The sequence below is a fragment of the Arthrobacter sp. AD-310 genome (assembly GCF_054656615.1).
This window is the reverse complement of record NZ_BAAHNO010000029.1, coordinates 99,577-113,539: the sequence shown is the minus strand read 5'-3', so window position 1 is coordinate 113,539 and position 13,963 is coordinate 99,577. Positions and strand designations below refer to the sequence as shown.

11 protein-coding genes are annotated in these 13,963 nt (G+C 66.4%); 8 read left to right on the top strand and 3 right to left on the bottom strand.

The window, feature by feature from the left end:
• A partial coding sequence (gene aceE / locus ACYQ1Z_RS16715; protein ID WP_459793667.1) for a pyruvate dehydrogenase (acetyl-transferring), homodimeric type occupies nucleotides 1-1,776 on the bottom strand: 1,776 nt, incomplete at its 3' end.
• A gap of 297 nt (nucleotides 1,777-2,073) precedes the next feature.
• On the opposite strand from aceE, the gene ACYQ1Z_RS16710 reads away from it, so the two are divergent.
• From ACYQ1Z_RS16710 to ACYQ1Z_RS16700, 3 genes are read left to right on the top strand one after another with little or no spacing between them, the layout of a single operon-like run.
• Nucleotides 2,074-3,642, top strand: a complete 1,569-nt coding sequence (locus tag ACYQ1Z_RS16710) for an NCS1 family nucleobase:cation symporter-1 (protein ID WP_459793666.1) — start codon at nucleotides 2,074-2,076, stop codon at nucleotides 3,640-3,642.
• 26 nt (nucleotides 3,643-3,668) lie between these two features.
• Nucleotides 3,669-4,412, top strand: coding sequence for an aspartate/glutamate racemase family protein (locus ACYQ1Z_RS16705; protein ID WP_459793665.1), 744 nt, complete (start codon nucleotides 3,669-3,671; stop codon nucleotides 4,410-4,412).
• A 21-nt stretch (nucleotides 4,413-4,433) separates the two neighbouring features.
• Nucleotides 4,434-5,195 (top strand): SDR family oxidoreductase, encoded by a 762-nt coding sequence (locus tag ACYQ1Z_RS16700; RefSeq protein ID WP_459793664.1) that lies wholly within the window; start codon nucleotides 4,434-4,436, stop codon nucleotides 5,193-5,195.
• Between the two features lie 21 nt (nucleotides 5,196-5,216).
• On the opposite strand, the gene ACYQ1Z_RS16695 is transcribed toward ACYQ1Z_RS16700, so the two are convergent.
• On the bottom strand, nucleotides 5,217-5,594 hold the full coding sequence (locus ACYQ1Z_RS16695; RefSeq protein ID WP_459793663.1) for a sterol carrier family protein: 378 nt from the start codon (nucleotides 5,592-5,594) through the stop codon (nucleotides 5,217-5,219).
• A gap of 274 nt (nucleotides 5,595-5,868) precedes the next feature.
• Here ACYQ1Z_RS16695 and ACYQ1Z_RS16690 point away from each other — a divergent pair, with 274 nt between their 5' ends.
• The 4 genes from ACYQ1Z_RS16690 to ACYQ1Z_RS16675 all read left to right on the top strand — a co-directional run bounded on the left by ACYQ1Z_RS16690 (nucleotide 5,869) and on the right by ACYQ1Z_RS16675 (nucleotide 11,546).
• Nucleotides 5,869-7,143, top strand: coding sequence for a glycosyltransferase (locus ACYQ1Z_RS16690; RefSeq protein ID WP_459793662.1), 1,275 nt, complete (start codon nucleotides 5,869-5,871; stop codon nucleotides 7,141-7,143).
• Nucleotides 7,140-8,990 carry a right-handed parallel beta-helix repeat-containing protein gene (locus ACYQ1Z_RS16685; protein ID WP_459793661.1) on the top strand — a complete coding sequence of 617 codons (1,851 nt, stop codon included), beginning with the start codon at nucleotides 7,140-7,142 and terminating at the stop codon, nucleotides 8,988-8,990. The genes ACYQ1Z_RS16690 and ACYQ1Z_RS16685 overlap by 4 nt, the downstream gene beginning before the upstream one ends.
• Nucleotides 8,987-10,063, top strand: coding sequence for a right-handed parallel beta-helix repeat-containing protein (locus ACYQ1Z_RS16680; protein WP_459793660.1), 1,077 nt, complete (start codon nucleotides 8,987-8,989; stop codon nucleotides 10,061-10,063). Before ACYQ1Z_RS16685 ends, ACYQ1Z_RS16680 begins: the two co-directional genes overlap by 4 nt.
• Nucleotides 10,064-10,124: 61 nt before the next feature.
• Nucleotides 10,125-11,546 (top strand): UDP-glucose dehydrogenase family protein, encoded by a 1,422-nt coding sequence (locus ACYQ1Z_RS16675; protein ID WP_459793659.1) that lies wholly within the window; start codon nucleotides 10,125-10,127, stop codon nucleotides 11,544-11,546.
• A 7-nt stretch (nucleotides 11,547-11,553) separates the two neighbouring features.
• On the opposite strand, the gene ACYQ1Z_RS16670 is transcribed toward ACYQ1Z_RS16675, so the two are convergent.
• Nucleotides 11,554-12,570, bottom strand: a complete 1,017-nt coding sequence (locus ACYQ1Z_RS16670) for an asparaginase (protein ID WP_459793658.1) — start codon at nucleotides 12,568-12,570, stop codon at nucleotides 11,554-11,556.
• 75 nt (nucleotides 12,571-12,645) lie between these two features.
• On the opposite strand from ACYQ1Z_RS16670, the gene purD reads away from it, so the two are divergent.
• On the top strand, nucleotides 12,646-13,962 hold the full coding sequence (gene purD, locus ACYQ1Z_RS16665) for a phosphoribosylamine--glycine ligase (protein ID WP_459793672.1): 1,317 nt from the start codon (nucleotides 12,646-12,648) through the stop codon (nucleotides 13,960-13,962).
• Nucleotide 13,963: the final 1 nt, after the last annotated feature.

Below are 13,963 nucleotides of genomic sequence, written 5' to 3'. Positions count from 1 at the left end.
GGCGCCGGCTTCGTTGATGCCGGGGTGGATCAGCTGCCCGGCGGGGGATTCCTTGTAGGCCAGGACGAGGTCCCGGTCCACGGAGAGGTAGTTCTGGCCGCCCGGGTTGTAGATCTTCGCGGTCGGGAAGAACGCGTCCATGCCGAAGGTGCGGGACTCATCCGGCACGATGGGCACAATCCTGTTCCCGAACTTCTTGTCGCGGAGCAGGTCCTTCAGGAGCCTGACGAAGGCCATGGTGGTGGCGGCCTGCTGCTTGCCGGACCCGCGCTTGGCCACCTCGTAGGACTTGGCTTCCGGCAGCTCGACAGTTTCATGGCGGGACCGTCGCTCGGGGACGGCTCCGCCCAGTGCCCGGCGCCGCTCAAGGAGGTAGGCGATCTCGGGTGCGTCGAATCCGGGGTGGTAATACGGCGGACGGTAGGGATCGGCGTCGAGCTGCTCGTCGGTGACCGGGATCCGCAGGTGGTCGCGGAACTTCTTCAGGTCATCCAGAGTCAGTTTCTTCATCTGGTGCGTGGCATTGCGGCCTTCGAAGTGGGGTCCGAGTCCGTAGCCTTTGACGGTTTTGGCGAGGATGACGGTGGGTTTGCCCTTGAATTCGGTGGCGGCTTTGTAGGCGGCGTAGACCTTGCGGTAGTCGTGGCCGCCGCGTTTGAGGTTCCAGATCTGGTCATCGCTGAGGTCCGCGACGAGGTCCTTGGTGGCGGGGTCCTTGCCGAAGAAGTGCTCGCGGACGAACCCGCCGGATTCGGCCTTGTAGGTCTGGTAGTCCCCGTCGGGGGTTTCGTTCATGATTTTCACGAGCGCGCCGTGGGTGTCGCGGGTGAGCAGGTCGTCCCACTCCCGGCCCCAGACGACCTTGATCACGTTCCAGCCCGCGCCGCGGAAGAACGCTTCGAGTTCCTGCATGATCTTGCCGTTGCCGCGCACCGGCCCGTCCAGGCGCTGCAGGTTGCAGTTGATCACGAAGTTCAGGTTGTCCAGGTTCTCGTTCGCGGCGAGCTGGAGCAGGCCGCGGGATTCGGGCTCGTCCATTTCGCCGTCGCCCAGGAACGCCCAGACCTGCTGGTCGGAGGTGTCTTTCAGGCCGCGGTTGTGCAGGTACCGGTTGGACTGGGCCTGGTAGATCGCGTTCATCGGACCGATGCCCATGGACACGGTGGGGAATTCCCAGAAGTCCGGCATCAGGCGCGGGTGCGGGTAGGAGGACAGGGCGTGGCCCTCGCGGGACTTTTCCTGCCGGAACCCGTCCAGGTCCTCCTCGGACAGGCGGCCTTCCATGAACGCGCGGGCGTACATGCCCGGGGAGGCGTGGCCCTGGAAGAAGACCTGGTCCCCGCCGCCGGGGTGGTCCTTGCCGCGGAAGAAGTGGTTGAACCCGACCTCGTACAGGGTCGCGGCCCCGGCGTAGGTGGAGATGTGCCCGCCGACACCGATCTCGGGCCGCTGGGCCCGGTGGACCATCACGGCCGCGTTCCAGCGCATGTAGGCCCGGTAGCGGCGTTCGTATTCCTCGTTGCCCGGGAACGGTGCTTCCTGGTCCACCGGGATGGTATTCACGTAATCGGTGGTGGTCACCATCGGCACCCCGACGCTCTGCGCGCCCGCGCGCTGCAGCAGGCTCCGCATGATGTATTGGGCACGCTCGGTGCCCTGTTCCCTGATCAACGCATCCAGGGACTCAACCCACTCGGCAGTCTCTTCCGGATCACGATCAGGCAGCTGGTTAGTCAACCCGCTGAGGATATGGGAGGTATCTTCTCCTGCAGCCACGGGAGCCTCATTTCATCGTCGGATGGCCCATGTTTTCGTATTGTGGGAAAACATTCTTGCTTAGCGAGATTAGCGAGCGTCGGCCGCGCGGGTCAACGTCCACTGCGATGCGAACGGCGCCCTTCCCTTGCCAACCAATTGTGACCACCGCCAGGTTTGGCGGATCTTGACCGGGCGTGATGCAAGTCATAGTCTTGTTTTCATTATTCAATATCTTGATTCCGCAATGTGGAATAACAGAAACGGCGTGACCGCTGGCCTCACCACACACGGAATCCATCCAGAATTGAGAACCTTATGCAGACCCCTCCTCCGGTGGGCGTTGACGCGGCACCCGATCTGACAGCGCCGTCAGTTGCCCACACCCACCCATCCATCAGCGCCGATGAGCTGTGCGCGGCAGCCACCGCCGCATCAGGCACCACCATCAGCCCTTCCCTCTACAACCCGGACCTCGCCCCCACGAAACGGGCCGGCCGGAGCTGGTCCGGCTACAGCATCTTCACCCTCTGGGCCAACGACGTGCACAGCCTCGGCAACTACGCCTTCGCCATCGGACTCTTCGCGCTCGGCCTGGGCGGCTGGCAGATCCTGCTGGCACTCGGCATCGGGGCTGCACTGCTCTTCGGCCTCCTCAACCTCTCCGGCTTCATGGGCGTCAAGACTGGTGTGCCGTTCCCGGTGATGAGCCGGATCAGCTTCGGCATCAGGGGAGCGCAGATCGCCGCCCTCCTCCGCGGCGCCGTTGCCGTGGCCTGGTTCGGCATCCAGACCTACCTGGCCTCCGTCGTCTTCCGCGTCATGCTCGTGGCCATGTTCCCGTCCCTGGCAGACCTGGACAAAAACTCCGTTCTCGGCCTTTCCACCCTCGGCTGGGCCGCCTTCCTCATCCTGTGGGTTGTCCAGTTGGTCATTGTCAGTTTCGGCATGGAGATGATCCGCAAATACGAGGCTTTCGCCGGTCCGGTCATCCTGGTCACCATGGCGGCCATCGCCGTCTGGATCTTCATCGAGGCCGGCGGCGCCATCGCGTGGTCCTCCAGCAACGCCCTCGAAGGCCCCGAAATGTGGCTCACCATCTTCGCGGGCGGCGCGCTCTGGGTTTCCATCTACGGCACCTTCGTCCTGAACTTCTGCGACTTCACCCGCTCCGCCGTCTCAAAGAAAGCTGTGGTCCGCGGCAATTTCTGGGGCATCCCCATCAACATGCTGGTCTTCGGGGCCATCGTGGTTGTGATGGCCGGCGGCCAGTTCAAGATCAACGGGACCATCATCGAAAGCCCTTCGGACATCGTCCAGACCATTCCCAACACGCTTTTCCTGGTGCTGGCCTGCCTGGCCCTGCTGATCCTCACCATCGCGGTGAACCTCATGGCCAACTTCGTGGCACCCGTCTACGCCCTGACCAACCTGTTCCCCAAGCACCTGAACTTCCGCCGGGCCGCCATCGTCAGCGCCGTCATCGGTTTGGTCATCCTTCCGTGGAACCTCTACAACAACCCCTTGGTCATCGTGTACTTCCTCGGTGGGCTCGGTGCCCTGCTCGGTCCGCTGTTCGGCGTGGTCATGGCTGACTACTGGCTGATCCGCCGCGGCAAGGTCAACGTGCCCGAGCTGTATACGGCATCTCCGGAGGGCGCCTACTTCTACAAAAACGGGGTCAACCCGCGGGCGATCATAGCCATGGTGCCGGCCGCCGTCGTCGCGCTTCTCATCGCCTTCGTTCCGGCACTGGCTTCGGCAGCTCCGTTCGCCTGGTTCTTCGCGGCGGGCATCGCCGCGGCGGTGTACTACTTTGTCGCCGACCGGAACCAAAAGCTGGAAGACCGCGACGGCGAAGCCATCGCCGTCGCAAGCAAGCACTAAGTGCCCCGAACCGCAAAAGGACCACCATGCGCATCCTCGTCGCCAACGTCAATACCACCGCCACCATGACCGAGTCCATCGCCGCGTCCGCTCGCAGCGTAGCGGCTCCCGGCACCGAAATCGTAGGGATCACACCACGCTTCGGCGCCGACTCCTGCGAGGGAAACTTCGAAAGCTACCTCGCCGCCATTGCCGTCATGGACGCCGTCACCTCCTATCCCGAACCGTTCGACGCCGTCATCCAGGCCGGGTACGGCGAGCACGGCCGGGAGGGGCTGCAGGAGCTCCTGGACGTTCCGGTGGTGGACATCACCGAAGCCGCCGCCAGCACCGCCATGTTCCTCGGCCACAAGTACTCCGTGGTCACCACCCTCGACCGCACCGTCCCGCTGATCGAGGACCGGCTCAAGCTTGCCGGGCTGGACGCCAGGTGCGCGTCCATTCGGGCAAGCGGCATGGCTGTCCTGGAACTGGAAGAGGAACCGGACCGGGCAGTTGAAGCCATCATCAACCAGGCACTGGAAGCGGTCAGCCGGGACAAAGCCGAGGTGATTGTCCTCGGCTGCGGCGGCATGGCCGGACTGGATGAGCAGATCCGGCAGCGCGCCGGCGTCCCCGTGGTGGATGGCGTGGCCTCTGCCGTGACCATCGCCGAATCGCTGGTCCGGATGGGCCTGACCACCTCCAAGGTGCGGACCTATGCTGCGCCGCGGCCCAAGACCGTCGTAGGCTGGCCGCTGAACAGCGCGTCAGTGCCGGCAGCGCTCTAGCAGCAGACCCAGGAGAACAGCGTGAACAATCCCCCTTCCGCCGGACGCGTGGCCGTGGTCACCGGGGCAGGCTCCGGCATCGGGCGGGAGGTGGCCCGGCAGATGCTCGCCGCCGGCTACCGGGTGGCGCTGGCCGGACGCCGCGAGGCGCAATTGAAGGAGACGGCGGACGGCCACCCGGACGCGCTGGTGGTGCCGTGCGACGTCACCCGGACCGACGACGTCGGGCGGCTTTTTGAAGCCGCCCGGCAGCGCTGGGGCCGGGTGGACGTCCTGTTCAACAACGCCGGTGTGTTCGGCCCCGCCGCAAGCGTGGACGAGATTAGCTTTGACGACTGGAACGATACGGTGGCCGTGAACCTCACCGGGTCCATGCTGTGCGCCGCCGAGGCGGTCCGGACCATGAAGGCGCAGGAGCCCCAGGGCGGGCGCATCATCAACAACGGCTCCATCTCCGCGCACTCGCCCCGGCCCCGGACCGTCGCCTACACCGTCACTAAGCATGCGATGACAGGGCTGACCAAGAGCATCGAGCTGGACGGGCGCGGCTTTGGCATCACCTGCGGCCAGATCGACATCGGCAACACGGCCACGGACATCATGGACACCATCGGCGTGGGCTCGGGAGCGCTCCAGGCGGACGGCAGCCGCCGTGTGGAACCGATGTTCCCGGTGGCCGATGCCGCCCGCGCCGTGCTGATGATGGCCGACATGCCGGCCACGGCCAGCGTCGGCTCCGTGGTGGTCACCGCCGCGGGCATGCCCTTCATCGGCCGCGGCTGAGGCGCGGCGGGCCAGAGGCGGCTAGAGGGGCAGCAGCCCGGAGAGGTCCGCTCGCAGGCCGGAGGCGGCCACCTTGCCGGCGGCGGCGGCGTCCGCCCAGCTCAGCTGTCCGGTCACCATCGCGAGCCAGGTGGCGGCGTCGCACTCTATGACGTTGGGCGGCGTGCCGCGCCTGTGCCGCGGCCCCTCCACGCACTGGGTGACGCCAAACGGTGGCACGCGCACCTCCACGGAGTTGCCCGGCGCCCGCGCGGTGACTTCCTCAAGCGAGTAGCGCACGGCGGTGGCGAGGACGTTCCGGGGGAGGGCGGCGTTCAACGGAGACGCGGCGGCCTGGCGCCAGGCCTCCAGTGCCGCTGCGCCTTCCTGAACATTGATCCGGCGGCGTGCTACGGGCATATTAACAAGATCTTTCCGGTGGACTTTCTCAGTAGTCACGCCCGCAAGGGGCGCGTAGTGGTTGCCCGCAAAGACGGGTAGCCACAAAGGCAATTAGAGTACCTCGGGCACTGGCGGAGCATAAACCCGGTCCACCATGCTCATTAACAAGGCTCAGCGAAGAGCCGGCAGCAGAGCCCGACCCCCATGAAAACGGGGCAGTCAGGGCACACCACCCCGCCGGCTGCCCAGCCCGGCATCCCTCACTGATTTTCCGCCCAGCGAAGGACTGCCCATGATCCCCCTTGTGCTCGACGACGCCCTCACCGGCCTCACCAGAAGCAACCTCAGCGAACTGTACGCCGAGTTTTCACCCTACTTTCCGCTCGCCGTGGCCGGCGTGATCGTCTGGGGCCTGTGGCTGTACCGCTTTATCCTTTCCCACCGGGCCAGGCCTATCGTCACGGACTACAGGACATCCACGTCCGTGATCGTGCCGTCGTTCCACGAGGACCCCGACATCCTGATGAGCGCGCTGGAGTCCTGGCGGCAGCAGAAGCCCGATGAAATCATCATCGTCCTCGACGTAGAGGACCTGGACGCCTACCAACGGATCACCGCCCTTGGCGACGACTCCCTCCGCCCCGTCCTTTTCCACCACATGGGCAAACGGTCCGCCTTGGGGGCAGGCATGCGGATGGCGCGGAACGACATCCTGGTCCTCACCGACTCCGACACCTGGTGGCAGCCAGGCCTCCTGGCCAACGTCCAGATGCCCTTCAAGGATCCGCTGGTGGGAGCAGTCGGCACCCACCAAAACGTGTACCAGCGGGACACCAGCATCTGGCGCCGCATCGCGGACTGGCTGGTCAACGTCAGGTACCTGGACTACGTTCCTGCTATGGGCAGGGCAGGCGCGGTGCCCTGCGTTTCGGGCCGGACAGCTGTCTACCGGCGTAGTGCCGTCATGGGGGTCATCGAGCACCTTGAGAACGAATATTTCATGGGCAAGCGCTGTATCTCCGGCGACGACGGCCGGCTCACCTGGCTGGTCCTGGCCTCCGGCTACAAAACCGTCCACCAGTCGTCCGCCCGGGCGTTGTCCATGTTTCCCTCCAGCTTCCGCGCCTTCATGAAGCAGCGCATCCGCTGGAGCCGGAACTCCTACCGCTGCTACCTCACGGCCGTTGCCAAGGGGTGGCTGTGGAAGGTCCCGTTCGTCACCAAGGTGACGGTCCTGCAGATCCTGCTTACCCCGGTCACCATGGGCCTCACGCTGGTGTACCTGGTGTTCCACCGCCTCGACCCCACGCCGTTCGGGGTGGGTGCGGCTGTTTGCTGGCTCCTCCTGGGCCGCGGCATCCGCGGCGCCTCGCACCTCCGCCGGCACCCGAAGGATCTCCTGATCCTTCCGGTCCTCGCCGTGACTGTGATCCTCGTGGCCCTGCCCATCAAGATGTACGCCTTTGCCACCATGAACAAGCAGGGCTGGCTGACGCGGCACGCCCACCAGACCGGCGGCGACGGCCAGGACGCCGCCACCCTCACACCGGGGGAGGTGGCGGCATGAGGGCCGCCAGGGCAATCGCCGCCGCGTGCCTCACCGCCGTCCTTGGCACTGTGGGATTCATCTACGCCGGCAGCATCCAGAACGGTTCCGAGGTGGACGCCCGTGGCAGGAACGAGATCGCCGCCAACGGCAAGGTGCAGGGCGTCCTCTACCCCGGCAATCCAGCCAGCGAGGCACGGCTTGTGGAGCAGGAGGATGAACGGCTCGTGTACGTCCGCACCGTCGCCTCCGCCGCCCGCTGGCGGGTGGAAGGTTTGGAAGGGCCATACTGGGTCCGGGCAGGATCAAGCTACACGCTGGTCCTGCCCGCCCGGCCGGAGGCATACACCGTGGCAGACCTGCTGGCCCTGGCCCCCAACGCCTTCCGCCAGCAGCCGGACGGTGCCTACCTGCTCTCCGAAAGCGTCGCGGTCCTGGCCGGCGCCACGCTGTCCCTGGCCTCACCGGACCCGGCCAGGAAGCTCGACCTGCGCCTGGAAAGCGGGGCCCAAACCTTCATCTCCCTCGTTGCCCTGGGCGGCTCGCTCACACTGGAGGGAACGGAGACGGCGCGGGTCAGCGTCAGCAGCTGGGACAGCACCAAAGGCGGCCCGGACAAGAACACCGTCGACGGGCGGGCCTACGTGAGGGTGATAGGAGGCCACGCCTCCTTCTCTTTCTCCGACGTTTCCAACCTGGGCTTCTGGAGCGGCAACACGGGCGGGCTCTCACTCACCGGAACCGACGCCGTGGGCACGTTCAGCGATGAACCGCCGACGCCGGGGGAGACACAGGCGGCCAGTGGCGGTGCGCAACTGCTGCCGGAGGCTGAACTTGCAACCCTCACGCAGGAGTCGGCACAGGACTACAGCGTGGTCACAGCGGGAATCGACAACCTGCGGATCAGCAACAACGCCTTCGGACTGTTCGTGACCAACGCCCGGGACATCGTCATCAGGGATACCGTCATCTCCGGCAGCCTCGTGGACGGCCTGGTCCTGCACCGCTTCGTATCCGACGCCAGCATCACCGCAACGGTTTCCTCGGACAACGCCGTCGACGGGTTCAGCGTAGGGCGTTCCACAGCCGGCGTCAGCTTCGAACGCATCCAGGCCAGGAACAATGGCCGGAACGGTATCTCAATGGACGGCAGGCCCTTGGCTGACGGTCCCAACGCAGTGGGAACCGCGGTCGACTCCTACGGCGGCAACCAGGTCACGGCCGGGGCCTTCGAGGACAACACCCGCTACGGCATAGAAGTCCTGGGCGGGACGTCGGTGGCGGTCAGCGACAACCGGGTGGCGGGCAACGAGATGGGAATCGTCGCGGCCGACGGCACCAAGGGCGTCACCATCACCGGCAATACGCTGCTGGACAATGCCCGCCAGTCGGTCGCGGTCCGCGACGGCGGTGCGACCGCCGAAGTGAAAGCGAACATCATCGCCGGTGGAGACACCGGCATCTACATCCGCGACGCAACCGCCGACGTCACGGGCAACACCCTCGAGCGGATCTCCAACCACGGGATCACCCTGCTGGGCCCGGTCCCACAGACCACGGTCACCGGAAACACCGTGGCCGGGAACGGCTCCACCGCCATCTGGAGCGAGGCGTCAGCAGGGGCCACCCTGGGCGAAAACGATGTCCTGGCCTGGGCACCTGCCTACACCGTGGACAGCATGGTCAAGTCGGTGTTCCAGCCCCTCACCTTCATCTGGTTCGTGCTCGCCGCGCTGCTCCTGGTCACCGCCGTGGCCCGCGGCAAGAACGCCGAACGCATCATCCGCAGCCCCTACGCCGACCACGTCCCGCTGACGTCCCTGGGCAGGGGAGTAGTGGCGTACGACGACGTCAGGCAGCCAAGATGACCGGCGGCAGTGTCCGGCGGGGCACCTGGGCCGTTGCCGCCGTCGTGCTTGTCGCCTTCCTGACAGGAGTTTTTGCCGTGGTGGCCCTCCAGGAAACGCCGCCCCTGGGCGGGCCGCCGCCCTCCGCAGCCACTGGTGCGTCCCAAGGCGCCCCGCTGCCTGCGCCCGATGGCAGCCGGGTCCCGGCACAGTGCCCGCCTGCCGCGGTGGCAGTGGCCACGGCAGCGGAACTCACGGAAGCGCTCGCGGCACCGGCGCCCGGAACCGTCGTCACGCTGGCTGACGGCGTGTACCAGGGAAACTTCCGGGCCACCGGTGCCGGGACTCCAGGGCAACCCATTACCTTGTGCGGCGGATCGGCCGCCGTCCTGGACGGAGGCGGCACCGAGGACGGCTATGTGCTCCACCTTGACCAGGCCTCCTACTGGACCGTCCAGGGTCTCACTGTCCGGAACGGCCAAAAGGGCGTGATGGTGGATGAGGGAACGCACATCCTCCTCCAGGGCCTGACGGTCGAAAACACGGGGGACGAAGCCATCCACTTGCGCCGGTTCAGCTCCGACAACAAGGTCACCGGGAACACCATCCGCGGCGCCGGGCTCAGGAAACCCAAGTTCGGCGAAGGGATCTACATCGGCACCGCCGAAAGCAACTGGTGCGACGTCACCGCCTGCGAACCGGACAGAAGCGACCGCAACGAAATTCGCGGCAACACCGTCTCGGGAACCACGGCGGAGAGCGTCGACATCAAGGAAGGGACCTCGGACGGCTTCCTGGCCGGCAACACCTTCGACGGCTCGGCCATGACGGAAGCCGACTCCTGGGTGGACGTTAAAGGCAAGGGCTGGCGCATCGAAGGGAATACGGGAAGAAACTCCCCGCAGGACGGATTCCAGACGCACGAGATCATTGACGGCTGGGGCACGGAGAATGTCTTCCACAACAATGTGGCGGAGGTCAACGGGCCCGGGCTCGGCTATTCACTCAAGCCCGCGCGCGACAATGTGGTCGACTGCAGCAACACGGCCTCGCAGGCTGGGCAGGGACTGTCCAACATCACCTGTACCAGCTAGGGGAAACGCCGGCCATCCGGCACATGCTCAATCCTCCATTTGAGACGGAAGCGAGAAACCAATGAACAACCTTCCTCCCTTCAGCGCGCCCAAAATCACGGTTGTCGGCACCGGCTACCTGGGCGCCACGCACGCGATCTGCATGGCCGTCATGGGCTTCGACGTCCTCGGATTCGACATCGACAAGCACAAGACCGCGCAGCTCTCCGCAGGCGAGGTGCCGTTCTATGAGCCGGGCCTGCCGGAGAAACTGGACGAAGCGCTCGCCTCCGGCCGGTTGCGGTTCAGCACGGACCTGGACGAGGTGGCGCAGTTCGGCGACGTGCACTTCATCTGCGTAGGAACCCCGCAGGCGCCCAATTCATCCGCGGCCAACCTGACCTTCGTGGATGAGGCCTTTGCCGGGCTGGCAGCCCGGATCACCCGCAAAGCGCTCCTGGTAGGGAAGTCCACGGTGCCGATCGGAACCGCAGCCCGCCTCGCAGGCATGGTGGCGGACATTTCGCCGCTGGGGCACGAGCTGGAGGTCGCGTGGAACCCGGAGTTCCTCCGTGAGGGGTTTGCCGTGCAGGACACGCTGCACCCGGACCGCCTGGTGTTCGGTGTGGCGTCCGAGTGGTCCGAGGCCATGCTGCGCCTGGCATTCGAACCGTTGCTGGCCGCCGGCACTCCGCTGATTGTGGCGGACATGCCCACGGCGGAACTGGTCAAGGTCGCTGCCAATTCCTTCCTCGCCACCAAAATCTCCTTCATCAATGCGATGGCCGAAGTCTGCGAGGCGACCTCCGCCGACGTCAGGATGCTCGCACAGGCGCTCAGCCTGGATGACCGGATTGGCGGCAGGTTCCTCAAACCCGGCCTTGGCTTTGGCGGCGGCTGCCTGCCCAAGGACATTCGCGCGTTCAAGCACCGGGCAGAGCAGTTGGGGGTCGGCCAGGCGGTCAGCTTCCTCGCGGAAGTGGATTCCATCAACAACCGGCGGCGGGTGCGAACCGTGGACCTGGTGCGGGAACTCGCCGGCGGCGACCTGGCCGGGGTCCGGGTGGCGGCCCTGGGTGCGGCCTTCAAGCCGAACTCCGACGACGTCAGGGATGCTCCCGCGCTGGACGTGGCCCGCATGCTGTACCTGGAAGGAGCCGTTGTGACGGTGTACGATCCCGAGGCGAACGCCAATGCACACCGGGCCTACCCGGACCTCAACTATGTGGATTCCCTGGAGGCGGCGGTGTCCGGGACCGACGTGGTCGCGTTGTTAACGGAGTGGGACGAGTTCCGGTTCGCAGACCCGGAAGGCCTGGGCATGCTGGTGCGGCACCGCCGGGTTGTGGACGGCAGGCATGCCCTTGACGCAGGGAAGTACCTGGCGTGCGGCTGGGAGTACAGGGCGCTGGGCCGGCCATACCAGGCTGCGCCGGCGCGGGCCGACATGGTGGCCCCGGACTTGCCCCGTAACGCCGGATCGATACCGGGCCGTTCCGCCTAAAAGGGGTTCAGTCCAGTAGCGCGGAGACGGCCGGGCCCAGGCGGATCTTTCCTACCGGGCGGCCGCCGCCCATGACCGGCTCCACCACCCGCTCCAGGACACTGGCCACGCCGGGGATATCCACGGCGCCGGCAGCGGCAAGCAACGTCAGGGCCACCAGCGAGGTGGCCCTGATGTTGCCGTCCAGGATCTTCACAGCCACGGACACGCCCTGGGCGGTGGCCATGGCCAGGACGCCTTCCGCCCCGATCTTCGCAATGATGCCCAGCTCATCCATCACCAAGGTGTTGGCCTCGCCAACGCCCTGGACGGCCCACGGGTAATCCAGCATGGACGTGGCGATGGTGGCGGTACGGGCATTGAAGCTTTGGTCGCCCGGGGCCTTGGCCAGCTGCGAGTATCCCCTGGCCAGGCCTGCCAGTGAAACGGCAGCGACGGGGGCGCCGCAGCCGTCGACGCCAAGGTGGGCGATCCTTTCGCCCGTGTACTCTTCGATCACTGTGCGGACCCGCTGCTGCAACGGGTGGTTGGGCTCCAGATAGCTGTGCGTGTCCCAGCCGTTTTCGGTGCATGCCCACAGGAAGGCCGCGTGCTTGCCGGAGCAGTTGAAGGCCAGCCGGGACTTCCCCCGCTCGGAACGCACCAGCCAGTTGCGGGCTGTCTCGTCCTGCGGCCACGCCTCGGGGCACTGCAGCTGGTCTTCACGGACCCCCGCCGCCTTCAGCATGCCTTCCACCACGTCCATATGGTCCAGGGAACCGGTGTGGCTTCCGCAGGCCACGGCCACCTGGGCCCCGCGCAGCGGGACGCCGGACTGCATGGCGGCCAGCGCCTGGAACGGCTTCATCGCGGAGCGCGCGTATATGGGTGTGTTAATGTCGCCGAGTTCTGTGACCACGGAACCGTCCGCGGACAGGAGGACAGCCGAGCCGATGTGCCTCGACTCCACAAAGCCGCTGCGTTCGATCACGGCCAGTTCGACGGCGGAGTCCACGGTAAAGGTGGCGTGCGGATTGTGCGGCATGCTGCCAGTCTAGGGGCCGGGCAGCCTTGACACAGCTTAGGAGCGTGCAGGGTCCACAAAGTACCCTTGGAGACTGTGAAGGTACTTGTCATAGGCCCTGGAGGCCGCGAACACGCCATTGTCCGCTCCCTGCTTGCAGACCCCAACGTGTCCGAGGTCCACGCTGCGCCCGGCAACGCGGGCATCAGCAAGCTGGTCCCCACGCACAACATCAACGGCAACGATCCCGAAGCGGTGGCCGCGCTCGCCACCAGGCTTGCCGTGGACCTCGTGGTGGTCGGACCCGAAGCTCCGCTCGCGGCGGGCGTGTCGGACGCCGTCCGCGAAGCCGGCATCCCGGTGTTCGGACCCAGCAAGGCCGCCGCACAGCTGGAAGCCTCCAAGGCGTTCGCCAAGGAAATCATGGCCGAGGCCGGCGTGCCGACGGCGATGGCCATGGTCGCCTCCAACGCCGAGGAAGCCGCCTCGGCCCTCGACACCTTCGGCGCCCCCTACGTCGTGAAGGACGACGGGCTCGCCGCCGGAAAGGGCGTGGTGGTCACCCGCAACCGCGACGAAGCCCTCGCCCACGCCCAGTCGTGCTTCGACGCCGGCGGGTCCGTGGTCATCGAGGAATTCCTCGACGGTCCGGAGGTCTCCCTCTTTGTGCTCTGCGACGGGCGCAACACCGTCGCGCTCTCCCCGGCGCAGGACTTCAAGCGCATCTTCGACAACGACGAAGGCCCCAACACCGGCGGGATGGGAGCCTACACACCGCTGGAATGGGCGCCTGTTGGTCTCGTCCAGGAGGTCATCGACCGGGTGGCCCAGCCCACCGTCAACGAGATGGCACGCCGCGGCACACCCTTCGTGGGCGTCCTCTTCGTGGGCCTTGCCCTGACCTCCCGCGGCACCCGCGTCATCGAATTCAATGTCCGCTTCGGTGACCCCGAGACGCAGGCGGTCCTCGCCCGGCTCAAGACGCCCCTCGGATCCCTGCTCATGGCAGCCGCCAAGGGCGAACTGGACAAGGCCGAAGAGCTGCGCTGGGCGAAGGAGACAGCGGTCGCCGTCGTCGTCGCCGCCGAGAACTACCCCGACAAGCCGCGCACCGGTGACCGCATCCGCGGGCTGAAGAAAGCTGAAGCCCTGGAGGGTGTGCACGTCATCCACGCAGGGACTGCCCTGGACGACGACGGCAAGGTGGTCTCCGCCGGCGGCCGCGTGCTCGCCGTCGTCGCGCTCGGCAGCGACTTGGTGGAGGCCCGCGAACGCGCTTACGACGGCGTGGAGCTGGTCCAGCTGGAAGGCTCGCAGTTCCGCAGCGATATTGCGGGCAAAGCCGCGCGCGGCGAGATCAAGGTTCCGTACGGCGCGACAGGATCGCTGCCGGTGGTCAAGGGAAAGGCCTGAG

Coding starts and splice junctions, on each gene's coding strand:
- ACYQ1Z_RS16710 (WP_459793666.1), top strand. CDS start 2,074: ATGCAGACCCCTCCTCCGGTGGGCGTTGACGCGGCACCCGATCTGACA.
- ACYQ1Z_RS16705 (WP_459793665.1), top strand. CDS start 3,669: ATGCGCATCCTCGTCGCCAACGTCAATACCACCGCCACCATGACCGAG.
- ACYQ1Z_RS16695 (WP_459793663.1), bottom strand. CDS start 5,594: ATGCCCGTAGCACGCCGCCGGATCAATGTTCAGGAAGGCGCAGCGGCA.
- ACYQ1Z_RS16690 (WP_459793662.1), top strand. CDS start 5,869: ATGATCCCCCTTGTGCTCGACGACGCCCTCACCGGCCTCACCAGAAGC.
- ACYQ1Z_RS16685 (WP_459793661.1), top strand. CDS start 7,140: ATGAGGGCCGCCAGGGCAATCGCCGCCGCGTGCCTCACCGCCGTCCTT.
- ACYQ1Z_RS16680 (WP_459793660.1), top strand. CDS start 8,987: ATGACCGGCGGCAGTGTCCGGCGGGGCACCTGGGCCGTTGCCGCCGTC.
- ACYQ1Z_RS16675 (WP_459793659.1), top strand. CDS start 10,125: ATGAACAACCTTCCTCCCTTCAGCGCGCCCAAAATCACGGTTGTCGGC.
- ACYQ1Z_RS16670 (WP_459793658.1), bottom strand. CDS start 12,570: ATGCCGCACAATCCGCACGCCACCTTTACCGTGGACTCCGCCGTCGAA.